This window comes from Pseudanabaena yagii GIHE-NHR1, from assembly GCF_012863495.1.
Classification (GTDB): Bacteria; Cyanobacteriota; Cyanobacteriia; order Pseudanabaenales; family Pseudanabaenaceae; genus Pseudanabaena; species Pseudanabaena yagii.
In genome coordinates, this window is sequence record NZ_JAAVJL010000002.1 from 526,875 (window position 1) to 551,165 (window position 24,291).

General features: G+C 42.0%; 23 protein-coding genes. 11 read left to right on the forward strand and 12 right to left on the reverse strand.

The window, feature by feature from the left end; translation table 11 throughout:
• Positions 1–54 precede the first annotated feature (54 nt).
• The 6 genes from HC246_RS19210 to HC246_RS19235 all read right to left on the reverse strand — a co-directional run bounded on the left by HC246_RS19210 (position 55) and on the right by HC246_RS19235 (position 4,257).
• On the reverse strand, positions 55–534 hold the full coding sequence (locus HC246_RS19210; RefSeq protein ID WP_169365038.1) for a GNAT family protein: 480 nt from the start codon (positions 532–534) through the stop codon (positions 55–57).
• Complete coding sequence (gene fxsT / locus HC246_RS19215; RefSeq protein ID WP_318655975.1) at positions 534–2,852, reverse strand: FxSxx-COOH system tetratricopeptide repeat protein; 2,319 nt, start codon at positions 2,850–2,852, stop codon at positions 534–536. Before fxsT ends, HC246_RS19210 begins: the two co-directional genes overlap by 1 nt.
• Positions 2,833–3,132, reverse strand: a complete 300-nt coding sequence (locus HC246_RS19220; protein WP_169365039.1) for a type II toxin-antitoxin system HicB family antitoxin — start codon at positions 3,130–3,132, stop codon at positions 2,833–2,835. The genes fxsT and HC246_RS19220 overlap by 20 nt, the downstream gene beginning before the upstream one ends.
• Entirely contained in the window at positions 3,129–3,320 is a 192-nt protein-coding gene (locus HC246_RS19225) for a type II toxin-antitoxin system HicA family toxin (protein ID WP_169365040.1), read from the reverse strand. Before HC246_RS19225 ends, HC246_RS19220 begins: the two co-directional genes overlap by 4 nt.
• Entirely contained in the window at positions 3,317–3,769 is a 453-nt protein-coding gene (locus HC246_RS19230; RefSeq protein WP_169365041.1) for a hypothetical protein, read from the reverse strand. Before HC246_RS19230 ends, HC246_RS19225 begins: the two co-directional genes overlap by 4 nt.
• 71 nt (positions 3,770–3,840) lie before the next feature.
• Positions 3,841–4,257 carry a hypothetical protein gene (locus HC246_RS19235; RefSeq protein WP_169365042.1) on the reverse strand — a complete coding sequence of 139 codons (417 nt, stop codon included), beginning with the start codon at positions 4,255–4,257 and terminating at the stop codon, positions 3,841–3,843.
• Between the two features lie 346 nt (positions 4,258–4,603).
• Here HC246_RS19235 and HC246_RS19240 point away from each other — a divergent pair, with 346 nt between their 5' ends.
• Positions 4,604–5,548 (forward strand): glycosyltransferase family 9 protein, encoded by a 945-nt coding sequence (locus HC246_RS19240; RefSeq protein WP_211167852.1) that lies wholly within the window; start codon positions 4,604–4,606, stop codon positions 5,546–5,548.
• 160 nt (positions 5,549–5,708) lie between these two features.
• Here the strand turns inward: HC246_RS19240 and HC246_RS19245 are convergent, their stop codons facing one another.
• Positions 5,709–6,389, reverse strand: a complete 681-nt coding sequence (locus tag HC246_RS19245; RefSeq protein WP_169365043.1) for a pentapeptide repeat-containing protein — start codon at positions 6,387–6,389, stop codon at positions 5,709–5,711.
• Positions 6,390–6,737: 348 nt separating this feature from the next.
• On the opposite strand from HC246_RS19245, the gene HC246_RS19250 reads away from it, so the two are divergent.
• From HC246_RS19250 to HC246_RS19290, 9 genes are all read left to right on the forward strand, one after another.
• Complete coding sequence (locus HC246_RS19250) at positions 6,738–7,652, forward strand: hypothetical protein (protein WP_169365044.1); 915 nt, start codon at positions 6,738–6,740, stop codon at positions 7,650–7,652.
• 91 nt (positions 7,653–7,743) lie between these two features.
• Positions 7,744–8,505 carry a M48 family metallopeptidase gene (locus HC246_RS19255; protein WP_169365045.1) on the forward strand — a complete coding sequence of 254 codons (762 nt, stop codon included), beginning with the start codon at positions 7,744–7,746 and terminating at the stop codon, positions 8,503–8,505.
• Positions 8,506–8,823: 318 nt separating this feature from the next.
• Positions 8,824–10,578, forward strand: a complete 1,755-nt coding sequence (locus HC246_RS19260; protein WP_169365046.1) for a DUF3352 domain-containing protein — start codon at positions 8,824–8,826, stop codon at positions 10,576–10,578.
• A gap of 227 nt (positions 10,579–10,805) precedes the next feature.
• Positions 10,806–11,177 (forward strand): winged helix-turn-helix transcriptional regulator, encoded by a 372-nt coding sequence (locus HC246_RS19265; RefSeq protein ID WP_169365047.1) that lies wholly within the window; start codon positions 10,806–10,808, stop codon positions 11,175–11,177.
• Between the two features lie 47 nt (positions 11,178–11,224).
• Positions 11,225–11,710 carry a hypothetical protein gene (locus HC246_RS19270; RefSeq protein ID WP_169365048.1) on the forward strand — a complete coding sequence of 162 codons (486 nt, stop codon included), beginning with the start codon at positions 11,225–11,227 and terminating at the stop codon, positions 11,708–11,710.
• Positions 11,697–12,044: a hypothetical protein gene (locus HC246_RS19275; protein WP_169365049.1), complete on the forward strand. Its 348-nt coding sequence runs from the start codon at positions 11,697–11,699 to the stop codon at positions 12,042–12,044. The genes HC246_RS19270 and HC246_RS19275 overlap by 14 nt, the downstream gene beginning before the upstream one ends.
• Positions 12,045–12,283: 239 nt before the next feature.
• Complete coding sequence (locus HC246_RS19280; protein WP_169365050.1) at positions 12,284–12,520, forward strand: CDGSH iron-sulfur domain-containing protein; 237 nt, start codon at positions 12,284–12,286, stop codon at positions 12,518–12,520.
• Positions 12,521–12,740: 220 nt separating this feature from the next.
• The gene (locus HC246_RS19285; RefSeq protein WP_169365051.1) at positions 12,741–13,439 is read left to right on the forward strand and encodes a pirin family protein; all 699 of its coding nucleotides are present in this window, start codon (positions 12,741–12,743) and stop codon (positions 13,437–13,439) included.
• A 217-nt stretch (positions 13,440–13,656) separates the two neighbouring features.
• Positions 13,657–14,736 (forward strand): undecaprenyldiphospho-muramoylpentapeptide beta-N-acetylglucosaminyltransferase, encoded by a 1,080-nt coding sequence (locus HC246_RS19290; RefSeq protein WP_169365244.1) that lies wholly within the window; start codon positions 13,657–13,659, stop codon positions 14,734–14,736.
• Here the strand turns inward: HC246_RS19290 and HC246_RS19295 are convergent.
• The 5 genes from HC246_RS19295 to HC246_RS19315 form a co-directional block, all read right to left on the reverse strand.
• Positions 14,714–17,317: a chloride channel protein gene (locus tag HC246_RS19295; RefSeq protein WP_169365052.1), complete on the reverse strand. Its 2,604-nt coding sequence runs from the start codon at positions 17,315–17,317 to the stop codon at positions 14,714–14,716. The genes HC246_RS19290 and HC246_RS19295 overlap by 23 nt on opposite strands.
• Before the next feature lie 65 nt (positions 17,318–17,382).
• Complete coding sequence (locus HC246_RS19300; protein ID WP_169365053.1) at positions 17,383–18,270, reverse strand: alpha/beta hydrolase; 888 nt, start codon at positions 18,268–18,270, stop codon at positions 17,383–17,385.
• A gap of 492 nt (positions 18,271–18,762) precedes the next feature.
• Positions 18,763–20,142, reverse strand: coding sequence for a tetratricopeptide repeat protein (locus HC246_RS19305; RefSeq protein WP_169365054.1), 1,380 nt, complete (start codon positions 20,140–20,142; stop codon positions 18,763–18,765).
• Between the two features lie 635 nt (positions 20,143–20,777).
• A complete protein-coding gene (locus HC246_RS19310; protein WP_169365055.1) occupies positions 20,778–21,707 on the reverse strand; it encodes a DMT family transporter in 930 nt (309 codons plus the stop codon).
• Positions 21,708–21,760: 53 nt separating this feature from the next.
• Positions 21,761–22,024 (reverse strand): hypothetical protein, encoded by a 264-nt coding sequence (locus HC246_RS19315; RefSeq protein ID WP_169365056.1) that lies wholly within the window; start codon positions 22,022–22,024, stop codon positions 21,761–21,763.
• A 375-nt stretch (positions 22,025–22,399) separates the two neighbouring features.
• On the opposite strand from HC246_RS19315, the gene HC246_RS19320 reads away from it, so the two are divergent.
• Positions 22,400–24,037 (forward strand): ArnT family glycosyltransferase, encoded by a 1,638-nt coding sequence (locus HC246_RS19320; RefSeq protein WP_169365057.1) that lies wholly within the window; start codon positions 22,400–22,402, stop codon positions 24,035–24,037.
• Positions 24,038–24,291 lie beyond the last annotated feature (254 nt).

The window sequence follows — 24,291 nt, forward strand, 5'->3', positions numbered from 1 at the left end:
AATCAAAACCAAAATACACCCGCGATCACCTTTACAGTCAAGTAGTTTTTGGCTTTATGGCAGGTAAAGACAGATTCTGGCTACACTATTTTCTCTTTCTTGAGCCGTTAGAGCTTCTACTGTAAAACCGTTGTCTTGATACCATTTGATTAGTTTCGGGTTAGCATTAAGATCGTCTTGAGTTATTGACCCATGAAGCTTTTTGATTCCTTTCTTCTCAATATACTCGATAAGAAATTTTAGCGTGGCAGTTCCTAGTCCCAGCTTGCGGTAGCTTTTCGGTTCTTGGTGAAAAAATGCATAAATGCGTCCTAGTGGGGTACGGGCTATCTTGTCTTCAAAGTGAATATCTGCTAGAAGCATTTCGTTATGAGACTTAAAAATGCACTTGATATGACCGACCATATCCCTCAGTCCATGCAGCGAACGATAAACTTTGAGCGAAAGAATGGACTCTTGCTCATTAACTTCAATTTGGTAATCACGCCCTTGTTTATCATAAATAGTCACAATATTTTTAGGAGTCATATTCATTAGTTTTGTATATCGCGTAGAGACTGGAGATTATTGCGAACGGTTTTAGTACTTGGATGTTCCATGCCTAGCAAAACTTCCATAATTTCTAATGCTTTCACATAGAGATGTTCTGCTTCTTCATATCTCTCTTGCGAAGAGTACAGAAATGCGAGGTTGTGGATACTGGTGGCGACATTGGGATGTCGCTCTCCTAAAAGTTCTTGCATCAGTGCAAGGGCTTGTTTCAACAGTGGTTCTGCTTCTTCATATCTCCCTTGCGAACGATACAGCAATGCGAGGCTGTTAATAATGGTAGCGACATTGGGATGTCGCTCTCCTAAAAGTTCTTGCATTAGTGCAAGGGCTTGTTTCAACAGTGGTTCTGCTTCTTCATATCTCCCTTGCGAATAGTACAGTCCTGCAAGGTTGCTGATACTGCTCGCGACATCGGGATGGTGATCGCCTAACAGTTCTTGCCTCAGTGCAAGAGCTTGTTTATAAAGTGGTTCTGCTTCTTCATATCTCCCTTGCGAACCGTACAGCCCTGCGAGGTTGTTGATAATGGTCGCGACATAGGGATGACGCTCTCCTAAAAGTTCTTGATACAGTGCAAGGGCTTGTTTATAGAGTGGTTCTGCTTCTTCATATCTTCCTTGCAAACGATTCAACTCTGCAAGGTTGTTGATACTGGTGGCGACAGAAGGATGTCGCTCTCCTAAAAGTTCTTGCCTCAGTGCAAGAGCTTGTTTATAAAGTGGTTCTGCTTTTTCATATCTCCCTTGCGAAGAATACAGCACTGCGAGGTTGTTGATAATGGTCGCGACATCGGGATGTCGCTCTCCTAAAAATTCTTGCCTCAGGGATAGGGCTTGTTTCAACAGTGGTTCTGATTCCTCATATCTTCCTTGGGAATCGTATAGCCCTGCGAGGTTGTTGATAATGGTGGCGACAGAAGGATGTCGCTCTCCTAACAGTTCTTGCATAGCTTTCAAACATCTTTGATAGGGATCTTCAGCAAGTGCGTAGAATCCTTGTCCTTCATAAAATCGCGCATTTCCTATAAATGCCCAAGTCAAATCTTCTTCAGGATTGGGAATATCATCCAGCATTTCGCGACTCAGCATATCTAAATGGGGAATAGTAAAAGCTACCCTTGCAATCAGATCTCGTGTTGGTGTTTCTGGTATTTCTTTAGCTAAGGCAATCAAACTGGTTACAAATGCTCGCCGAAATTGATGATTCTCTTCAGCTTTTGATAGCTTTGCCCGAAAGAAATCGCGGACTAGTGTATGAATCTTATAAAAGCTGCATTCCTCATCAATTGGTTGAATCAAATGCAAACTATCTAACTGCCCTCTAGCTTCATCGAGTTCATCTTCCGTAATTTCAGCACTTGCGCCAATCTTAGCCACCAACTCCCACAAAATCTCAACAGGTGCAAACAGCCCTAACAACATCGCCACTCCCTGAGAGCCAGTACTGATGTCATCCCAACTCAGTTGGATTGCTGCTTCCACACCACGATGGGCATAAAACCTATACTTGCGTTCCCGTGCAATCGACTCATCGGCAAGATTTAACCTTTCTTGTAACTTGGCAAAACTCAGATGACGATTTTTACTCAGATATTCACCGATTAACTCGATGCCCAAAGGCAAATAGCCCAAAGTTTTGCAAATCTCCTTGACCGTGACCAGTTCTTTATCTACCTTTGACGCGCCAACTATTTTTCTTAACAGTTCCAGCGCTTTCTCCTCTGACAGCACATCCAGAGGCACAGACTCAAAACCCACATTCAATTCGCGTTCTCTCGTCGTTACCAATACACGCACACGCGGATCGATGGGCATGGCAACATCGGGAATGCTCTCCGCCTTCGGCACATCATCGAGAATCACCAATAACTTACCAGTCTGAGGCAACCAGTTTTGCCAACACCATGCCGCTTGTTCATCTAGGCTAGCCGACTGCATCGCTTCGGGTAAGTCCAGATAAGGACTAGCCAAAGTCACCACCGCCTGAGCCAATCCCATCTCTCGCAAAGACAACCAATACCGCGCCACATATTCCTGTTGATAGCGAGTCGCATATTGCAGAGCAAGTTCAGTCTTACCGACACCACCCATTCCCTCAACCGCACAGACGATTACACCCTGCCCCTCTTGCAACTTTGCATGAATATCTGCAAGTTCTTCCTCTCGCCCCACAAAGTTAGGCGAACCATGCCGCACATTACTAGGAATGGGTTGCTTGGCTTTTGACGATGCAAAATTGAACGTATTATTCTGCGTGTTACCTGTTCCGCCTTGACCGATGTTAATTTCGGGATTGCTCACGACTCACCTCTTGCGAATCAGCGATCAAACTAGCCACAGAAATATGCGTTAAATAAAATTCTTCACCCTCCGAATCGCGCAAAGCATCCAAATAGGCATCAATCCCACGCGGTTTAGGCAACTCATCCACATCGGCAAGATGCAAAACCAACGCCGATCGCATTAATTTTGTCGTATCTTCTAAAGTCTCACCCGTAGCGATACAACCAGCCACATCAGGCGAATATGCCGAAAACCCAGTATCACTTTTTTCCAAGACGATGAGATATTGGTCAATCATTTTAAACCTGCCTGTCTGAGAATACTTGCCAACGTTCCTTTACGCACATCATCGCTCAACTTACCCGCCACCGTCACCTTTCCTGCTTTAGTCGGATGCTTATATTGCCTATGACTACCCACAGTATCAACCAAAAACCACCCATCAGCCTCAAGCAACTTAATCAGATCGCGTACCTTTGTGCTCATAGATTGAAAGTATTATTCTGAGTGTTATTTGTCCCTGACTGATCGACATTGACTTGTTTCTTAATTGTCTTGTTACCATCAACATTCAGCGTACCAATATTTACAACACTCCCTGATTGAGCAACAACACCGATTTTTTCGGAAAGTTTGTTTGTTTTATTCCCAATATTTTGGGTGATGTTGGAACCAACAGCTTCATAGGCTGTTCCAGTTAGAGCGCATTTGTATATGTTGCTAACACTTCGATCACATATCAGAAAACCACTAGCCGCCAAAGCATCAAGTGTTGTTGTTTTTACTTGAGGAATGTCTGAATTTCCTTTATATCCACCTAAAAGTGTGCCGTTAACAGTCCAACTAAACCAGATTTCTTCCTCATCAAGATTTTCTGCACGTACTTCTTCTACTAGCCAACGCAAAACACGTTTCTGGGTTTCATTTAAGTTCATAGCTAATGTATTTGAAAGATTTACATTTAATTTAAGCGATCGGAATCTGTTGCATATAAATAAATGCTGACTTACATATTGAACGTCCCAATATCCGCCTTGCCACCACTCTGAACAACAATGCCAATTTTTTCAGCTAACTTGTTTGGATTATCAAATTTTGACTGATTCAGTTGTGATTGCAAAGCCTCAACCTTAGCCGCTAGTTCTTGATTGCTGGCTAAAAGCGATCGCACCTCATCCAATAACTTCGTCACCTCAGGATCGTCCGCGATCGCCTCTACATCGATTACTGCTTGCCCAGCATCAAAATCTTCCCCCGCACTAATCGCTTTTACCGTCTGCGTATTGGGAGCTTTACGGCTGAGGACTGACCAAAGCGATCTCGCCAGTTTCAAGGTTTCATCAGTAATATTTTCGCCAACCTTGGTTAACGAACCTGTTCCCACAATCACCAACAACCCCACAATCAAAGAAACTGGCTCCATATTTGCACCAATGATTTACCAATATTTTGATTTTATAGCCATAGCCAGTTATGTTATGACAAAACCAAAACCCAAAAGAGAGTTGCGGGCGCTTCGCGCCCGCAACTCTCTTTTGGGTTTTAGCTATGGCTATATCCTAGCTACCAGAAACTAAAGCGATCGCCAAGTTACTTAGCTAAAGCACATGAAGGAAAGTAGAACGGATTTTTTGTGGCGTGGCTTTGCTACGTCACAAAAAATTTTAAATTGCAGAATCCTAATTTAATTCTTGTATTAATGCTATCTGTATCAACTCCCAAAAACAAAGTAATATTACTTACGGTCTTCGTCTAGAGATGTATAAAATATGATGCGAATACTGGCATTGGTTCCAGGTGGGACTGGCGATCAGTTACTGTTTTTCCCGACACTGGATACCCTCAAACAACAGTATCCCAATGCCGAAATTGATGTGGTGGTCGAGCCACGCGCGATCGCTACCTATCGAATTAGCCAATCTGTCAATCGCGTACTTAAATTTGATTTTAGCGATCGCAACTCTTTGGCGGATTTTGGCAATTTACTTGGGACAATCCGCGATCGCGAATATGACGCGGCAATTCTTAGCAAGCCCAGCTTCTCGATTAATACCTTGTTATGGCTAAGCGGTATTCCCAAGCGAATCTCCTTTGCAGGGGCAGGGGAATTTTTACTGACGGATGTGATTCCTGTAGATCCTGAAGAATATATTGCGGTACAGAACCATAACTTGCTGATCGGTCTTGGCATTCAGCAGTCATCCCCATCGATCAAGGTTAACCTTCCTAAAAATGACTTGGATTGGGCATCGGGTGAACAAAAACGCCTTGACATCCAAAAGAGTGGCTTTATCTTGCTCAATTGCGGTGCATATGCCAACTATCCTGCGGAAAGCTGGGCAGAGATCGCCCGCAATATTAAAACCAAACTACCAGATTTGCCAATTGTGGCGATCGATAGTGTCAACAATGCTGATTTACTCAAGCAGCTCTCAACGAAATTTCCTAACCTCCTGATTACCAGCCCCACGGATATTGGCAAACTGACTGCCATGATTGCAGCAGCCAATCTGTTTATCTGTGCGGAAGGTGATGCAATGCAGTTGGGCGTTGCGGTTGGTACTGCCTTAGTCGCAATTTTAAGTTCGACGATATCCGCATCTGCTTTCTTGCCGATTCAAGAAAAACGGGTGAAATATGTACAGGCGGTGAAGGGACAACCCCTCAAAGATATCCCAGCCAAAACAGTTCTTGCCAAAATTTGGGAAGGCTAAACAACAAAGGCTCGCTAAGCGAGCCTTTGTTGTTTTTATAGCTATATTCACCCGTATCAGGACAAATCAAAACCCAAATAGTGTAAGGCGGCGCGAAGCGCCGCCTTACACTATTTGGGTTTTATGTCCTAACAAGAATAGCGGCAGCTATAGGAAAGATTTAATGCTTGATATTTTCTAGAAAAGCTCCATCTAGTTTCGCCGCATGAAGATCGGTATTGCGTAAATCTGCCTCCTTGAGTTTTGCTCCATTAAAGTCCGTTTTGCGTAGGACTGCCCCACTCAGATTGGCTCTAGTTAAATTTGCCCCACTGAGGTTCGCTCCACTTAGCTCCGTTTCACAAAGCGTAGCATTACTCAAATTTGCCCCATTCAGATTTGCCCCACAGAGATTAGCATCGCTCAGATCGGCATTAGTTAAATCTGCGCCACTCAAATTCACTCCCATTAAGTTGGCATTTCGTAACACGGCTCCACTCAGGTTTGCACCACTGAGATTTGCCAGACTCAGATTGACAGCGCTGAGATTTGCCAAGCTCAGATTTGTGCCACTGAGATTGGTCATGCAGAGGGTGACATCCTGAAATGACGCTAGACTCAGATTTGCGCCACTGAGATTGGCGAGGGTTAGGTTTGCTTCTCGGAGATTTGCCCCAACTAAGTTGGCTCCACCCAGATTGGCTAAGCTCAGATCTGCGCCACTAAAGTCAGCTTTACTCACTTCGGCATAGGCAAGATCTGCTTCACTGAGATCGATTTGAGCACGATGCTTTTGCGATCGCCAGAAGTTCCAACTACCCACCCCTTTTTGTAGTTGAATCAAATGTTCATTATTTGCCACGATCTTAACTTCGCTTAGCGTATTGCGATTAGTAAAAATTTACAGAAAAAGATTTAGAGAGTAGATGCGGTATAGAGCCACAATTTCTCTCTTTAAGGATAAGTCAAGACTGAAAAAGTTTGTTTTAGTCATGACAATTCGCAATATAAAGTGGTATATCTCAATCAATTATTGGGAATATAGCGATTTTAATTTCGGCTACGGCAAAATGAAAACTCAAAACTCTGACTAGGATTGATTTTTTGTTTTCAAGTGAGGATGCACTTACGATGCACTTATTTGAAAACCGCTATATTTACCGATCTAGATGGTGGTTAACATAGAGGCTCCAGAGGAAATAGGTTTAGGATGATCAGATCGTTAATTTTCAATAGCAGTTCATCACGGGCGATCGCTGCCAATTGTTTACTGATTGCTGGATATGTCCTCGGTGATCTTGCCTTAACAGGCTCGATGGCGATCGCGGAGACAATCGCTCAAGCCAATATACCGACCAACAACTGCTCACAACTGACCAATCGGCGCTATGTGACCATCATTGATCGTCCTGCTAACTTATTGCCGCAGCTACCCAGATATCTAGTGCTAGCCGCCATTCCCTGCAACTATCTCAATGGTTCGATGACCTTTTTTGGCGGTTTCGATAATGTCAAAACCTCAGCATTTCGCGCCAATCAACTTCGCGAAATGGGACTAGATGCGGTTGTTTATTCTTTTAATACCAGAGTCAGTGATGTTCCGAGCAACCTACAAGCGGCAGCAGTTTTAGTAGAACTAAATAATGATCCCAATGTGGTCATGCAGCAGGTGCGATCGCTTACTGGCAAGACTGCGGTCTTAGCAACCTTCAACAATCGATCAGTGATTGTCAATGCACCGCTATCAAGTATCCCAACTGCTAATGCGATCGCCTCATTACTTCGCAACCGAGGGTTTGCGGCACAGGTCATTAGTGCAGATATCATCGCTCCACCGACTGCTGCCCCTGTCAATGATATTTCCACACCTTCAGTGCCAATTAGCAATCCCACAACCCCCAATAACAACTCAACTTCTACACGCACCATTTATCGCGTCCTAGTTCCTGATGCTAATGCCAATACATTGCAACAAATTCGTGCCTCTGCTCCCGATGCCTTTTTGACGATTTTCCGAGGGCAATCCTATATTCAGGTACGCACCTATACCAATCGCGACAATGCCCACCGTGAGCGCGATCGCCTAAATGCTATTTACCCCGGTACGATTTTGCTACGAGATTAAAGAACCGATTTTTGTGGTGTGGCTCAGCCACATCACAATACATGTCCCTTAGTTTTTGAGACTCTATAAAACAGGTTATAAAATTAAATCTATGGGATCTCGTTCTCCATCCTTAGCCAATCCAATCAACCCAGAGTTGCCAGCCTACACGGTACGGATCAGCGATCGCGCTAAATGTGTACGCCTTGCCCTGTCAGTTGACAAGGGACTAGAGGTGGTAATCCCTAAAAATTACGATCACCTAAAAATTCCTGAACTCATTCACCAAAAGCGTGATTGGATTATTCGCAATCAACGCAAACTTGATGAGCGTGAAGCATTCTTGCAGTCACAAGCACCCCATGAACTGCCTGATGTGATAAAGTTGAGATCGCTAGGTGAGGAATGGCAAATCATCTATAACCAAACAGTTACTAAATTTGGCTCGATTACCATTAGTGAACAAAAGGAACAGTTTCAGCTAATTATCAGTGGTAATGTCACCGACACCGAAGGCTGCAAAACCTTACTAAAGCAATGGCTGATGCGGAAAGCTGAAAAACATCTATTTAGTTGGTTACGCCGAGTTAGTATTCAGATCAATTTGCCTTATTGCACTACCACGATTAGGGGGCAAAAAACTTTGTGGGGTAGCTGCTCTAGCGATCGAAATATTAGCCTCAACTACAAGCTTCTATTCCTCGAAACCAAGGTAGTGGAATATGTCCTCATCCATGAGCTATGCCACACCATCCATATGAACCACTCCGCCAAATTCTGGAATTTGGTGAGTAAGTTTGAGCCAAATTACAAAACCTTAGATGAATCCCTCAAGCAAGCATGGCAGATTGTCCCTGCATGGGTAGGGTTGTAAAAACAAATAGTGTAAGGCGGCGCGAAGCGCCGCCTTACACTATTTGTTTTTACAGAAGCTTGTGCCGCCCACTCCACTATGTGGGCGGCACAAGCTTCTGTAGCTGTAGAATCATCCTTTAGGGAGATTTTCTATCTATTGTTGATAGTTTGAGATAAATAAAAATTGCTTGCAACTATTATCCCATAAGCAAATTAGCGCTTTATCTCAAGCTAGATGTGAGCAAGCTCACAATGGATACGTGCATTGGATCTATGGGGATTTTAGGGTTAAGCACTATACTGACATCTTGCAACTAACAAATTGGAGGTCTCATTTATGACTGAAAGAAAACCGAATTTACTGCCAATTATTGGTGGTGCTGCTGTAGTAGTTGCTGGTGGTGTAGGAGCTTATTTTTTCTTCAATAAACCAGCCATTTTGCCTACTAGCAATGCTGCTGCGGGAACTCTCAGTGTTGTTCCCAAACAGTCTCTGATGGCAATGTCTATCTCTACTGATGGTGCTGCACTTTCTCAAATAGAGCAATTTCTGTCTCCAGAAACCAAAAAACTTTACGATACAGAACTGGAAAAATTTAGAAAGAATCTTTCCTCAAGTGATTTTGACTATGATAAAGACGTAAAGCCTTGGATTGGCAAAAGTGTGACGATCGCCTTTTTACCATCGGGCAAGAAAGCAAGTTTTGTACCTAACAAATCTCAATCTTCACTCCAACCTCGATATGTACCCATGAGCGATACAGGGTCAATTCAGTTTGTGCAAGATAAGGCTAAAGATCAAGCTGAGCCTACATCGGATACTCCTAATGTACTCTTAGTAATTGAGGTAAAGGATAAAGCTGGTGCTGAGAAATTTTTGGCAGACAAAGTCAAAACTAAAGCGGGTGGAAAAGAGAAGCAATCTGACTATAAGGGCGTAAAAATTACGCAATATGGTGAAGGCTCAAATGCCAGTGCTACCGCCACAGTCGGCAATTATTTAATCGTTGCGCCCCGTGAACAAATTACGCAAAAGGCGATCGATACCTTTAAAGGTGAAGCTTCGATCGCTAGTGCTGCGAGTGCCGATGATCTCAAGCTTAAAAATACTGTTGCTCAAATTTATATTCCCAACTTCGGCGAATCAATCGTTGAGCTAGCAGCATTAAATCCCAAAGCTGAAACCATTCCTCCAGAATCCTTGGAACAGTTGAAGAAGATTAAATCCGTCAACTTAGGCTTTGGCATTGATGACGCAGGTATTCGCTTTAAAGCATTAGGCAAATTCGACGCATCCGCAATTGCTGCACTCAAGAATTCTCCTAACAAGATTATCGGTCAAATTCCTTCCCAAGCATTTGCAGTAATTTCTGGATTTAATATCAAGAATTCATGGGAAGAGTTTACCAAGTCAGCCGAGAAGAATCCTGAAATCAAGAAAAGTCTTGATGAAGCCAGAACTCAACTAAAGTCTTCTCCCTTGGCGCTTGATCTAGACAAAGATATTTTCGGATGGATGGATGGTGAATATGCCCTTGCCTCAGTATCTGGCAAGCCAGAGGGCATCCTTGCCCAAACTCAAGGATTAGCACCTGTCTTGATGATCCAAACCAACAATCGTTCTGCTGGGGAATCCTTGCTCAATAAATTGGATGATTTTATTTCCAAGAATGGCGGTAAGGTTAGCAAAAAAGATGTTGGTGGTGTTTCTGTCACTGAATGGTCAGTTCCCGGTGCCCCGGGGGCGATCGTCTCCCACGGTTGGAGCCAAAAAGATACAGTCTTTATCACAGCTTCGCCAATTGTGCCTCTCTTTGTACCCAAGCCTGAAAGCTCTCTAGATGCTGATGCTACCTACAAATCTGTAGTTAGTACTCTACCTTCCAATAATGTTGGCTATTTCTATCTTGATGCTGATAGAACATGGGGCATTATTCAAAGCTTCTTACCTCCTGCGGAGAAGGAAAAAACTCCTCCTGAAGTGAAGGCATTGATTACCTCTGTACGTGGTTTAGCCGCAACAGCCGCTTATCCTAATCAGGATACTGCCGAATTTGAGGCTATTCTCGCGCTTAAAAAGGGTGGAAAATAGATAAGGCTTAGATGGCTTTATTCTTAAATATAGAAGATGCACTAGTGCATCTTCTATATGAACAAAACGACTTGCAGGTTTGTTTTTTAGAGCAAGAGATAATAATTTTTGGGATAGTTATTAGCTGTGGATAGTTAGCTCTTAGGACATTGGGGACTCATGTGTTTAGATCTTGGAGCTATTTTGGGCTTACACTCTTTAGAAAGGGTATATCTTGAAAAGATACTATGTCTAAATCTGTTGATGTGTTTGTTGAGCCTGAGATTAGTTGTGGTGCGGTGTATCAGGGTGATCGTGCTAGTTGTCCTGTTGAAGCCACATTAGAAGCAATTGGAGGACGCTGGAAGGTATTGATCTTGCATGAGTTGTTTAATGGAACTAGGCGCTTTGGGGAATTACACCGAGGTTTGCGTGGGATAACTCAGAAAATGTTGACGCAACAGTTGCGAGAGATGGAGCGCGATGGGTTGATTCATCGCGAGATTTATATGCAAGTTCCGCCTAAGGTGGAGTACTCACTGACAGATCTGGGTAGAACTTTGCAGCCTGTGCTAGATGCGATGCACCTTTGGGGCAAGAAGTATATTGAGCAGAGATAGCTAAGTGTTTTTATCTACTTTTATTGTTTGACTATTTAAGGAATGAAATGAATAACAACTGGCAAGAGAATATGCAGGTTTTCTCGTCTCAAGTCATCAAAAACATTAAATCTAATGCTGTTGCTCCAGCTAATTTCTTAGCAGTATTTGGCGTAACATTTTTTTTAGGGGTTATGATCACTTGCTTGTCAATGCAACAGATATGGTTTGCAATTGCTTGCTTCGTATTAGCGGCAATCTGTGTAATACCTGCAATTTTCTTAATCATATATTTTGCATTGAAAGATCCAGATCGTCTTCAAACGGAAAGATACCTCACTGAAAATAGGTGGATAGATGCATGGAAAGATGTTGCTAAAAATGGTGATTCTGATGATCTCAAGCTTGCAAATTTGATAGATTCTGAATCACCAATAGCTAAGCCCAACTTGCAACCTCGTCTAAGTCGGAAAAAGTTATCTGATTCGACGCAATCCGATCTTGGCGAGGACAATTCAGACGAAACTATAGGAGATAATCATGGTCAGAAGTAGTAGTAATAATCCTAACAGAGGAAGAATAGCTCAGATCCCAAAAACTGATGTAGAGTTATATGCTTATTTACTAGTATGTGATGAATCTGTCGGGACAATGGTAGAAATAAGTAGTTTTCTAAACAAAAATGAAAGTGTTTTTTTGAATTGGCTAACTGTTCTTCCTCATTCATTTTTTATTGTTTCTCACAGATCTGCTACCGAACTTACAAAAGTATTTCGTACTTTTACTAAGGATCAAGCAAGATTTATTATTCTTGATGTCAATACGGATAGAAATGGCTGGCTCCCAAAAAAAGCTTGGGATTTTATCAATAATCCTCAAAGTATCTAAAAACTATAAAATCTCGTCAAAGATAAATCTGCATGTTCATTATTTAATTTTCTTGATTTGTTTCTTAGAGGATTTATAGCTGAAGTCAAAGGTTCGAGAATAAAAATATCTAAGTATTTTCCCATAGTATCTTTTTGGTGTGTACCTTACAAAAAAGTGCATACTTTACGTTAAGAGTGTATGTCAATTATATTGGAATGGTTGAAAGTTGAACCAATTAATACAAGGAACAAGGGAAAATGAGCGAGCCTAAAATTGTTGATAAGAAGCCTGTTGTATTGGAACTAGAACCTAAAACCTATTACTGGTGTACCTGTGGAGCATCCACCAACCAGCCCTATTGTAACGGCGCTCATAAAGGCACTGAGTTTACTCCCCTTGCCTTTGAAGTCACAGAAACGAAGAAGGTTGCACTTTGTTTATGCAAGCATACAGGCAATGCTCCTTTCTGTGATGGCGCACATACCAAACTTTAACTTTTAACTCACCTTACGCAGATGGAAGATTTGCCCTCACTCCCCAGCCCCCTCTCCCGCAAGGCGAGGGGGAGAAAGATTTAATTATTTTCTTGTTCCCCTCTCCTGCGAGAGAGGGGCTAGGGGTGAGGGCTTTACTAACCTTCTGCGTAAGATGACCTTTTAACTTTATTGTCGATTGTTGGTATTTTGTACCAACTAATCAACTAGGAGAGAATCTATGCTCACTATTCGGAAATCAGAAGAAAGAGGACATGCCAATCATGGTTGGCTCGATAGTTATCACACTTTCTCCTTTGCGAACTACTACGATCCGCAGCATATGGCGTTTCGCTCACTGCGTGTAATTAATCAAGATGTGATTGCTGGTGGTAAAGGATTTGGCACACATCCTCACCGTGACATGGAAATCATTACCTATATGCTTGATGGAGCCTTAGAGCATAAGGACAGCATGGGTAATGGATCAATCATTCATGTTGGTGATGTGCAGAGAATGAGTGCAGGTACTGGGATTACCCATAGTGAGTTTAATCATTCAGCGACAGAAACTGCTCATTTATTGCAAATCTGGATTTTGCCCAATCAGCAGAATGTTACACCCAGCTATGAGCAAATTTCTTTCTCACGGCAAGAGAAGTTAAACCAGTTAAAACTGATTGCTTCTCCTGACGGACGCGATCGCTCAGTGACGATTCATCAAGATGCAAATGTATATGCCTCGATCCTTGAAGATGGCGCAGAGGTGACGCATAGGCTCAATCCTAACCGCTATGCGTGGATACAGGTTGCTAGAGGGAATGTGTTAGTAGGCGATCGCCTGCTCAGCGCTGGCGACGCAATTTCTAGCGATCAAGCTGGTGATTTGAAAATCACTAGTCAAGGTAATGCTGAAATTTTAGTGTTTGACTTAGCTTAGATTTAGCATCTACATTAAAATAAAGGTTGATAGTGCGTGGCAAAGCCACGCGCTATCAACCTTTGTTTTTTATATTTGGAAAATTGCAATCAAATCGTTACAATACTCGCAGTGAAGAATCAAGTACTCTTCATATCCAAATATTTGCAACATCTAGAGACTTGTAATAACTGTGGGCGCAACTAATCACACCGACAACCAGCCGAATTTACAATCATTGAATAAACCTAAAATTGTATTAACAGGTGGTGGTACTGGTGGTCACGTTAGCCCCAATCTTGCTTTAATTCCTGCGCTCGAAGCCGATGGTTGGGAAATTTTTTATATCGGCTCTAGCAATGGCATTGAGAAGCAACTTGTTGCAGAAGTGGGACTTCCCTACTACGGCATCTCTTCAGGGAAATTGCGCCGTTATTTTTCTTGGCAGAACTTCATCGATCCTTTCAAAGTGATTAAAGGCATATTTGATGCTTTTTGGGCGATCGCGAAAATTAAGCCCCAAGTAGTGTTTTCTAAGGGCGGCTTCGTGACTGTTCCTGTGATCTTCGCGAGTTGGTTGCAGCGGATTCCTGTAATTATTCATGAATCAGATTTCTCTTCAGGTTTAGCCAATCGCCTCTCACTTCCCTTTGCTACTAAGGTCTGCGTCACTTTCCCTGAAACCGCTAAGAAATTGGCGAAATATGGCTCTAAAGTGAAGCATACAGGATTGCCCATTCGTCCTGATATACGGAATGGCAATGCCGATAGAGGGAGAGCTTTTTGTGGCATTTACGGAGACTTGCCAGTTCTATTTGTAGTGGGCGGTAGTACAGGTTCTGCCAAAATCAATCAGGCTGTGCGATCAGTTTTAGATACACTCACTCAAAAGTATCAAGTGGTTCATGCCTGCGGTAAGGGCAATCTTGATCCCCATCTCAAAGATCATCCGCGTTACTGTCAATTTGAATATTTAGGAACGGAATTGGCGGATGTGTTAGCATTGGCGGATTTAGTAGTATCTAGATCGGGTGCTAATGCTGTATTTGAGTTTTTGACTCTACGCAAGCCGAATTTGTTAATTCCTCTATCAAAATTATCGAGTCGCGGTGATCAGATTCTGAATGCGAAGTCTTTTCAAGCGCGGGGCTATAGTGCCGTTCTCTTTGAAGAAGATTTAACTAGTGAGAGTTTATTAACAGCGATCGCTGATTTAGATGCTCGTCGTGATGAATATATTCAAAACATGAATCAGAGCGAGGATGCTAATGCGATCGCCCAAATTGTAGAACTAGTTAAAGCTTTTTCCGAAAAATAATGATTGTTCTGTCACTATTGCGGGCGATCGCTTCAGGAATATTGCCATGAAGCATCTGTTGGAAAAAGTTTTCATGGCTTGCACCAAGCATAATTACATCGCTGCGTTGCTGATTGGCGAGATCGACGATCGCATCGGCGGTTGATTTGGCACAAACGGCAATTTGTCCTACGGAGAAACGCAAAGATTTATATAAGGATTCTGCGTATTTTTCCATTTGGCTAGATTCATAATCTTTGTCATTAGGAGAAAAGACTTGACAGAGATAAATTTCGGGATAGGGTGCAAGATTGATTAATGCAGGCATTAGTAATAATGCATTTTCAGTATTGGAACTACCAGCAATAGGAATTAACCAGCGATTGAAGGAAATATTCGGCTTCTTAAATTCCTGTTTAAAGGGATTAAATTTTTGGAGGCGATCGCTAAATTTTACGAGCATCACATCACAACTTGCTTGCTGCACTACCGTATCCACAATATCTTCGAGGATTCGCTCTGGTGATACAGACTTGCCATGCCAGCCAATTAAGAGCAGATTATTATCGCGATCGCCAGCTACTTCTAAAATTGCTTGACTGATATCATGGGCGACTCGTATCTGGGTATGTAAAGAAACCTGTTTCAATTCCGCTGCCACCGTTGCCGTTTGAAAAAGTTCCAAACTAGGATTTAAATCGACAGGAGTCTCCGACAGGGATAGATGGGGGGCGAGGGTAATAATATGCAGGCATTCTAATTCGTAGTTACGAGCAACAGCGATCGCTAAGCCAATTTCAATTAAGTAGGGTGCTGTCTGAGGATTAGCCAATGGTAATAACAAGCGTCCTTTGCCTGTGGCAGTACCCCGTCTCTGATAAACCAAATAGGAAGGTTTTGTAGTTTTAGAACTGACTCCCCGTAAGCGTTTAGCTTGAGCACGGAGAATATCACTGCGGGTGATAATTCCTACAAGTTTGTGGCGATCGATGACTGGTAAACGGGACAGTTTATAATAGGAAAGCAAATAGAGAACCTGAGATAGGCTTTCTTCTGGACTAACGGTAATCGGTTTGGTCGTCATGATTTGAGAAATCTCCATATCTCCCGATAGCTTTCTCTCCTGCACTTTGCCCAAATCCATTTGAGTGATTATACCTACTAATTCATCATCGGCAACCACAGGAAACCCACGATGGCGCGATCGCCCGAAAAACTGGATCGCTTCATCAATAGTCATCTGTTCAGGCAATGCCTCCACCTGACGCTGCATCACATCTAACGCTCTCATCCCATCCCATAGTCCCTCAGTGACAATTTCCGTTTGTAAGTAAATCCCCTTGAGTTCTAATAAGCGCGTATACAAGGAGTTGGGTGCATATTTCTCAGCACAGAGATAGGCAACAACGCTCGTAATCATCAATGGCAAGATGATATTAAAATCCATCGTGATCTCAAACACAATCACAAATGCAGTAATCGGAACCTTTGCCACTGCCCCAAAAAATGCGCCCATTCCCGAAAGCGAATAGGTTGCGAGGGTTCCTATGCCCAAGAAAGAATGCTCTAAATTCCCCACCAATGAACCTAATGCTGCCCCTAAAATCAAACTCGGTACAAATAAGCCCCCCGGAGTCTCCGCACTACAGGCAATCAGAGTCAGGATAAAGCGCACTACAAAAGCTCCTGCCGTAATCTGCCAGTCCGATTGTCCCATCGCTAAAAATAGCTGTAAGCCAGAACTATCTCGAAAGTCCATTGGTAGCATGGCGATCGCTATTCCTGACAAACAACCTGCGATCGCTATCCGCCACGACAATCCCATCCGAAAGGTTTGGCGATTCCATTTAGTCACATTAATAACGCTGTTATTAAATAGCGCCGCAAACCAGCCGACTAATAATCCCAGTAATAGCAAAAACGGAATCTCTTGAGCCGAAAATTGCACCTGCGGAATGCTCTGACTTAATCCCTGTCCTGTCAAGATCCGCGAAACCACACCACCAATAAATGAGGCAAGAATTGCTGTGCCTAATGTCAAGCTAGAAACATCATGCAGCAGTTCTTCGATCACAAATAGCACCCCAGCGATCGGCGCATTAAAACCTGCGGCGAGTCCTGCGGCGGCTCCTGCGGCAATCAGTTGGCGCTGATATTCGGGCGAGTTGGGAATCCATTGGCTCACCTGTCCTGCGATCGCAGCTCCAATTTGCACCGTTGGCCCCTGCCGACCAAGGGCTAAGCCTGAGCCCAAGGACAAGATTGTGCTAGCTAGCTTGACAACTGCCACACGAAAATTGAGCGCCACAGGAATATAACCGAGGGCTGCCTTAACTTGAGGAATGCCACTACCTGAAGCCTCCGTAGCAAACTTTTCAATTAAAAATCCTGATAGAAATCCCCCAGTTAGTCCAATTAAAGGTAATGCGATCCATGCAGGTATTTCTTGGGCAATATGGACGCGCCACCCTCCTAGCCAACCAATACCGATTTTGAGCACTACTGCCGCTAAGCCTGCCACTAGACCAATTAGACAAGCTTCGATAATGGCTAACCGTTTGGGATTTAACCATTTCTGTAATGCTGTTATTCCTAAAGCCATAAAAAATTACTGAGTTTTGTAGTAAAACCCATTACCTGTAGTCATTAAGAAGTCAAAGATATCATTTAATTCTTTGCATTTATATCTTGAATAAATTTCTGTATCCCATTTTTAAACTGGGCAGTTTCAATCATCTCTGAAATATTATTATGACCAAAGTTATCAATTAAAAGTAGTTGTTTTGGCTCAGGTGCAGCAGTATATAACTTTTGACTCATGATCGATGGATTAAATGTATCGGAAGTACCATGAATAAACATCACTGGTGTCTTTAAGTAAGGAACCTTACTAATTGATTCAAATCTTTGATTTAGTATTAGGTGAATAGGGAACATCCTATATCCTAAATGATATATCTCTTCTTGCATGGATGTAAAAGTACTAACCACTATCAATCCTGCTACATTTGGTTCTTTCAGTGCCAAATCAATAGCGACTGCACCACCTAAAGATACACCAAACAAATAAATACTTTTGAGTGGAGTTATTTTTTGCTCAGTTAGATACTTTAACGCAGTCTGAGCATCTGCATAAATACTCATTTCTGATGGAAAGTTTCCTATGCTTTTTCCATAACCTCTATAGTCAAATAAGAAAACAGAAAATCCTAATTTCTTAAGTTGGGCAACATCTCGAAGATAAATATGGTCACTAATATTTCCCCCAGATCCATGCAAATATAAAATTGTTCCTATCTCTAAAATATCCTTTTCTGGATATATAAAATATCCATGCAATTTATCTTGAGTGCTGTAATTACTGTCTAATGTAATCCAAACTTCTTCATAATCAAGATATAATTTCAAAGAATTTTCTTGGGATTCGTCATAGGTTGGAGTGAAGATCATTTGCCTCTGGCGAATCAATAGAAAAATACAAGCAGCTATATAAATTATTACTAATAACGCTCCAGTAGTAAATATTCCTATTTTGAAGAGATTATATTCTGTCATAAGTTTTCCAACTTTTTCACAAATCAAGAAGGGATCAAGTAAGTAGCTAGGCTCAATTAAATATAAAACTCCAAAACCTGTGGTGCACGCGCAGCGTGCACCACAGGTTTTGACTCTATTTTTTTAATTATGCCCAGCTACTTAGATGTTCTCTATATCTTAAATAAAGCACTTTTAAAGCGCTATAAGCTTCAATTAATCGTAACGCATCATTTACAGAAGATAATCGAAATTCAATACAACGTGCTTAATTAACGTCAGTTCGGGTTAAGCTGGCAAATTCTCAAAGTCCAAAAGTAAAAGCCTTGCTACGCAAGGCTTTTACTTTTGGACTTTGAGAGAGGGTTTGCATAGCAAACCCTCTCTCAAAGCTCGTTTCAAATTATCCCGAACTCGCGTTAATTAAAGACTAGAGAAAAATTTGAAAGCGCGGCTTTGCCGTGCTTTCAAATTTTTCTTGGGGTGCTAATGTGAGCGAAAAGCTACATCTACCTAGAAAATATCCTTGGTGGAAATCTTACCTGCAAGTTCAGGTTTATACTTGACGATCGCACTATATTCTGCGATCGTTTCAGGTCTTGCCCTCTTATAACAACGTTCCCAAATTGGCTTGGCTTGATCTGCCCGATCAGTCTTCTCATAAACATGTCCTAAAAAGCAAGATGCCATACCTGAACCTTTAAAAGTTACACCTGCTAAATGCTTGTCAGTAAGCGTTCTGGCATTTTCCAATTCCTGCTCTGCTTCCTTATAACGCTTACTCTCAACATATACCCAGCCTAAATTCCGATGAAAATGATATTGCAGTTCGTAATTTTTTTGATCTTCCTGATTCGCTATTCTCTCTAGACCAATCTTTAGATATGTCTCAGCCTTCATTAGATCTGGTTGTTCGGAACTAATGTAAACTCGCGCAATATTATTAAGTGATTCTTTATCGCCTAGCAAGATAGCGCGATCATATTTTTCGATCGCCTCCTTTGTCCTACCGACAGACTCTTCAATTTTTCCTAAATAATTCCAGACCTTCTGGATTCTCTCTGGTTCTATGTCAGGAAGTTGCAAAGCATTTTCTAGCTCTTTCTCAGCACGAATGAGTCTATTTTCTTCATAATACTTAATCCCCTGCTTAAGGGAAACTCTGAAGTAATAATCAGGTAAGGATTGACGTACCGCATAAGTAATCCCAAACAAAGTTGCAGCAAGAAAACAAGTCACTTCACTACAAAATTTGCGAGGAATACCTAATTTCTCCACATTTTTCATGAATCTGTCTCGATTTTCTCCTCCCTTGAAATTCGAGGCGATCACTGTCAGTAAGGCTCCTGGCCCTACAAATCCTAGGGATTCAATTAGTCCTAAACCATTAGAAAAGACCATTGGTAAAATTTCAGAAGTTAGGGATACAAATCCTGCCAAAAAGGCTACGCTAAGTAGATTAAATAGCCAATCAAATCGATCCCATCTAGATACTACTTCTGGTTCTTCAGCGAGTTGCATATACCACCACCATCTTGCTTCTGGTGGCATTAAAACCTTTTGGACTTTTTCTGAATTAATTGACTTGAGAAGGGTATTACGGTTCTCTATGAGACAAGTATCTAATTCAGCGATTACAAAAACCTGTGCTGGCGAAAGTTTGTGGTTTTGATCAAGTAGATCTTGCAATTCATCTCTAGCTAAGAGGATTGCCAATGCATCTTGTTCGTTGAATGGTTCAGGGGTCTGATTCTCTGTAGATTTATCTACTTCTGGAGGTTCACTATGGTCATCTATTTCTAATTTATGACTAGGATCTTCTTTCTTTCGCATCACATGGAGAGCGAGTGTATAATTTTTAATTTTGTCTTCAATTAGTTCATTCATTGACATAGATGTTAGTACTCGTCGCCAAAGCGAAATTGATAATTACGAATATTTAAACATATAAAAATCACTTTGAAAACTAAAAGTTATCCTAAAAACTTGTAGTATTTTTCACGGAATATAGAAATCTCTTAAGAAGTTAAATAATGGACTTCTCTACGGCGTGAATAAATCCCAAAAAAGAGATCGCCCCTCTTTTCTTGCTTGGTACGGGGGGATTTATTAAAATATTTATAGATAAATAAAAGTCAATCTAAATCTAGAAAGCATAGACCATTATTTAAGTGTTAGAATTATAGACTATATTAAAAGAAATGTCGCTAAATTAATTTACTATTTCACTACCTTCGGACGTAACATTACCTATTCTTTTATATGGATTTACCACTGGATTCTCTTCGCTAACACTCAAACTTATCGCGGGAAATATAACGCTTTTCAAGATCTGTTTGTTTCCCAGCCATCTGCGGGAAAACAAACATATACTTCACTAGATTGGGAAATGCTATATACCTTGAGCCGATCGCAAAACTTGTTTTGGTAATGTGCAACTCCATTAACTCGACACTCAGTCAAAAAGTGATCGCTAATTCGGGAATTTCAATATCGGGGCAAATAAATCCTCAATCAAGATCCAACCATTAAGGATTACGGTTTGCGCCTAGGGAAATTACCATAGAGCCAAATACTACAGCGATCGCACCTAGATAACCTAGCCAAGTTAGAGGCGAAGGTGGTAAGAACTGCGGTACAAAATTTGTCAAGATTGCTGAAGCAACTAAAGTCACAAGGGGCGCAAGGGTAATCACTGCGCTCACCCGTGAGGCTTCCCAATGTTCAAGAGCAGCAGCAAATGCACCATAGGCAATCAAAGTATTAAATGCACAAAAAATCAGTGCTGTCAGAGGTAATGCTGAGAGAGTGAGAACTCTTTGCGGATGTGCCATTGGTGCTAATAAGGTGGAGGCACTGAGATATAGGCACAACAATACTGAGGCTGAGGGGAGATTCAGTAATAGTTGTTTTTGGGCTAGTCCATAAAATGCCCAAACGATCGCACCTAATACAAGCAGAGCATTGCCCCACATATAGGTATCAAAACTAGTAATTAGCGATCGCACTTGGTCATGGGAAAAGAGCAACAATCCGCAAACGAGAATCGCAACACCGCCCCATTGCTTATAGTTATATTTCTCTTTAAAAATGACTAAAGAAGCCATGCCCATGATTACAGGAGCGATTTGCGTAATTACCTGAGCATTATTTGCAGAGGTTTTGCCTACCCCGATTAAAAACAAAATATAGTTCAGCGTTAGTCCCCCAACGGCAACTAAGAAAATGGGTAGGGAAACTTTGCGTAGTTGTTGCCACGTTGGTAATTTATGGCGTGAAGCGAGGTATCCCCCTAGCAAAATCCCTGAGACAGTAAAGCGAAACCAAGTAACTGTAAATGGATCTAGCTCCTGTAGGACTATCTTGAGAGCGATCGCTAGCAATCCCCAGAGCAAAACCGTAAGCAGTGATAGCGCTAGACCTAAACGCGATCGACCAGAAACTTGATGTAGAGGCATTGAAGTTGGTACTTATAAAATCAAAGGTGAGTGTTTTGCACTCACCTTTGATTTTACGAAAACATCTCAACGCTAGAGGAGTAAATTGGCTCGACATGGATGGCGATAACTCGCTTAGGTCGCACTAACAAAATTTCATTTAGCTCTGCTTTTACAGGAATGGGCATGAGATCATCCTCATTTGCCTTTGCCTTAAATTGCGATGCATACCAAGTTTTTACTTCTTCGATTGTGGTAAATCTGGTTGTAACTTCTTGCCCACCTTCTAGCTTTAAATGCACGATATATTCATTCGGCTTTCTGGGTTCTCTCGGCATCTCGATCTACTCCGTCTAAATTTCGCGTAATCATGCTGAATTATATAGCAAATGCTAGTAGGGGCAATTCATGAATTGATCCTAAGTATCTGAGCGCAAATTAAATATACTGTGGCGCAAGCGCAGCGTGCGCCACAGTTTTTTATTATGTCTAGCTACTTACTAGCATTTTCATTGCGATAATATGGGTTATTAAGTAGCTCAGCATACGCATAAACCAAACCCAAATTGCTGTTTCGCCCACATGGCGGGCGAAACAGCAATTTGGGTTTTAGGTTTACTTATGTTTAACTACTTAGTACAAAAGTGATTTTTAAAAGCATTGTCAAATAAGCCTTTTAAAGATTATTCGCACATAAGTTAAAGGAATTTAGAGTGAAAATTAATAAGTGGGCGATCGCCATATTATTGTGGGGTTTCCTCTTTAGGGCTACGTCCGCTATCTATCTCAATACAGGCTTTGACGAAGCTTATTACTATCTCTACACGCAAAATCTCAACTGGAGCTATTTCGATCATCCACCATTAGTAGCTTTAACGACGGGGCTTGGTGTTTGGCTCACAGGCGCAGTTACGCCCTTTACCATTCGCATTGGTGGCGTTTTACTTTATACAGGAACCTTAATTTTTTCCTATCTCACCAGTAAAAGGCTATTTGGCGATCGCACTGCCACGCTGACCTTAGGGATTCTGACAACGATTCCGATTTTTCAGATTGCCTTTGGCATTCTTACCTTGCCAGATAATGCATTGATGTTTTTCTGGTCAGCTTGTTTATATGTAGCCGCCATTGAGTTTTTTCCTTCTAATGATCTTTATGACGATAAGCCCTATAAACCGACTTATCGCCTCGCGATCATCGGACTCTTAGTAGGGCTAGCATTTTTAGGCAAATATCATGGAGTCATCCTCGGTGGTGGACTGGTACTATTTTGCTTGCTTAGTTCTCGCCATCGTCGCGCCCTATTGTCCATCTGGACATTGGCAGCGATCGCTTTATTTGCGATCGCGATTTCGCCTGTTCTCTTCTGGAATTATCAACATGAGTTTGCCTCATTCCGATTCCAGAGTGGGCGAGCAGTGCCATCACAGGGATATAACTTTGAGAGATTGCTGGTAACGTTTTTAGTGGCTTTAGGCTATCTCTTCCCTACTTTTGGCTTTCCACTCTGGTGGACAAGTTTCCGCACCTTGGGAGAACTATTGCAGTCTAGTAATCGCAAACTTAAAGGGATTCAGAGCGAAGCGCCAGAACAAGAAAATCTTGCTCTAGAGATCTTGCATCAAAAGCGATTACTCATTCTCTGCGTATCCATGCCAATTTTCTTTGGCTTCACCTTTATGGGAGGATTTATCCAAATTCTCCCCTCATGGCATATGCCTGGATTCTTCGGTGCAACTCTGTTGTTAGGCGAACGGGCTGCATTGGTACAGATCAAGAGACCAAAATTTATCCGCAATTGGCTCTGGGGTTCAGGTATGGTGATTTTGCCCCTGTTGCTAATCGGCTTGCTCCATGTGCATTTAGGACTTGTGCAAAAGGGTGGTGATGCCGCGATTGCAGGTGGTTTCTGGGAAGCGAAAGATGATCCTTCCACACAAATGATTGACATTGTGCAATTACGTCAAGCCTTTGTTGATTCGCCCAAACTGAAGGAGGAGTTACAAAAGGCAGATTTTGTATTTAGCAATAGTTTCTTTGTCGCAGGACAAATCGGTATGGCGATCGAGCCGTTGGGCAAAAAAGTGACTTGTTTTGACTCCGATCTGCGCGGCTTTGCCTATTGGAGTAAAGCCCAAGATTTTGTCGGAAAGACTGCTCTTTTTATAAGTTCCGAACAATTTATGAAGGATGAACGATTCCCAGATCCCTTAGTGAAATATCAAGATTATTTTCAATCCCTAGCAAAAATTACCGATATTCCCATTAAACGTGGTGGTCAAGCAGTTCAGATATTTCCTGTTTATCGTGCTTCTCCCATGCTTAAACCCTATCCTCGACCCTACGGCTAAATAAAAAATGGCTCAAAGAGCCGTTTTTTATTTAGCATTCTTATCGCTTATGAATTGCTGCCATTGGGTTTGCTTTATATAGCAATGTAAGAGATAGCTAGGACTAATCAAAACCCAAATATAGTGAAGGCGGCACTTCGTGCCGCCTTCACTTATTTGGGTTTTAAGTCCTAAGCAAAACTTATAGTTGTTTTAAATAATTTGCAGAGGGGCTTCGACTCCGCTCAGCCATCGGTGTAAGCTAGCTGAGCGAA

Coding starts and splice junctions, on each gene's coding strand:
- HC246_RS19230 (WP_169365041.1), bottom strand. CDS start 3,769: ATGAACTTAAATGAAACCCAGAAACGTGTTTTGCGTTGGCTAGTAGAA.
- HC246_RS19250 (WP_169365044.1), top strand. CDS start 6,738: ATGATCAGATCGTTAATTTTCAATAGCAGTTCATCACGGGCGATCGCT.
- HC246_RS19300 (WP_169365053.1), bottom strand. CDS start 18,270: ATGACAGAATATAATCTCTTCAAAATAGGAATATTTACTACTGGAGCG.
- HC246_RS19240 (WP_211167852.1), top strand. CDS start 4,604: ATGATGCGAATACTGGCATTGGTTCCAGGTGGGACTGGCGATCAGTTA.
- HC246_RS19315 (WP_169365056.1), bottom strand. CDS start 22,024: ATGCCGAGAGAACCCAGAAAGCCGAATGAATATATCGTGCATTTAAAG.
- HC246_RS19255 (WP_169365045.1), top strand. CDS start 7,744: ATGGGATCTCGTTCTCCATCCTTAGCCAATCCAATCAACCCAGAGTTG.
- HC246_RS19210 (WP_169365038.1), bottom strand. CDS start 534: ATGAATATGACTCCTAAAAATATTGTGACTATTTATGATAAACAAGGG.
- HC246_RS19275 (WP_169365049.1), top strand. CDS start 11,697: ATGGTCAGAAGTAGTAGTAATAATCCTAACAGAGGAAGAATAGCTCAG.
- HC246_RS19285 (WP_169365051.1), top strand. CDS start 12,741: ATGCTCACTATTCGGAAATCAGAAGAAAGAGGACATGCCAATCATGGT.
- HC246_RS19280 (WP_169365050.1), top strand. CDS start 12,284: ATGAGCGAGCCTAAAATTGTTGATAAGAAGCCTGTTGTATTGGAACTA.
- HC246_RS19225 (WP_169365040.1), bottom strand. CDS start 3,320: ATGAGCACAAAGGTACGCGATCTGATTAAGTTGCTTGAGGCTGATGGG.
- HC246_RS19235 (WP_169365042.1), bottom strand. CDS start 4,257: ATGGAGCCAGTTTCTTTGATTGTGGGGTTGTTGGTGATTGTGGGAACA.
- HC246_RS19295 (WP_169365052.1), bottom strand. CDS start 17,317: ATGGCTTTAGGAATAACAGCATTACAGAAATGGTTAAATCCCAAACGG.
- HC246_RS19310 (WP_169365055.1), bottom strand. CDS start 21,707: ATGCCTCTACATCAAGTTTCTGGTCGATCGCGTTTAGGTCTAGCGCTA.
- HC246_RS19220 (WP_169365039.1), bottom strand. CDS start 3,132: ATGATTGACCAATATCTCATCGTCTTGGAAAAAAGTGATACTGGGTTT.
- HC246_RS19270 (WP_169365048.1), top strand. CDS start 11,225: ATGAATAACAACTGGCAAGAGAATATGCAGGTTTTCTCGTCTCAAGTC.
- HC246_RS19260 (WP_169365046.1), top strand. CDS start 8,824: ATGACTGAAAGAAAACCGAATTTACTGCCAATTATTGGTGGTGCTGCT.
- HC246_RS19265 (WP_169365047.1), top strand. CDS start 10,806: ATGTCTAAATCTGTTGATGTGTTTGTTGAGCCTGAGATTAGTTGTGGT.
- HC246_RS19305 (WP_169365054.1), bottom strand. CDS start 20,142: ATGTCAATGAATGAACTAATTGAAGACAAAATTAAAAATTATACACTC.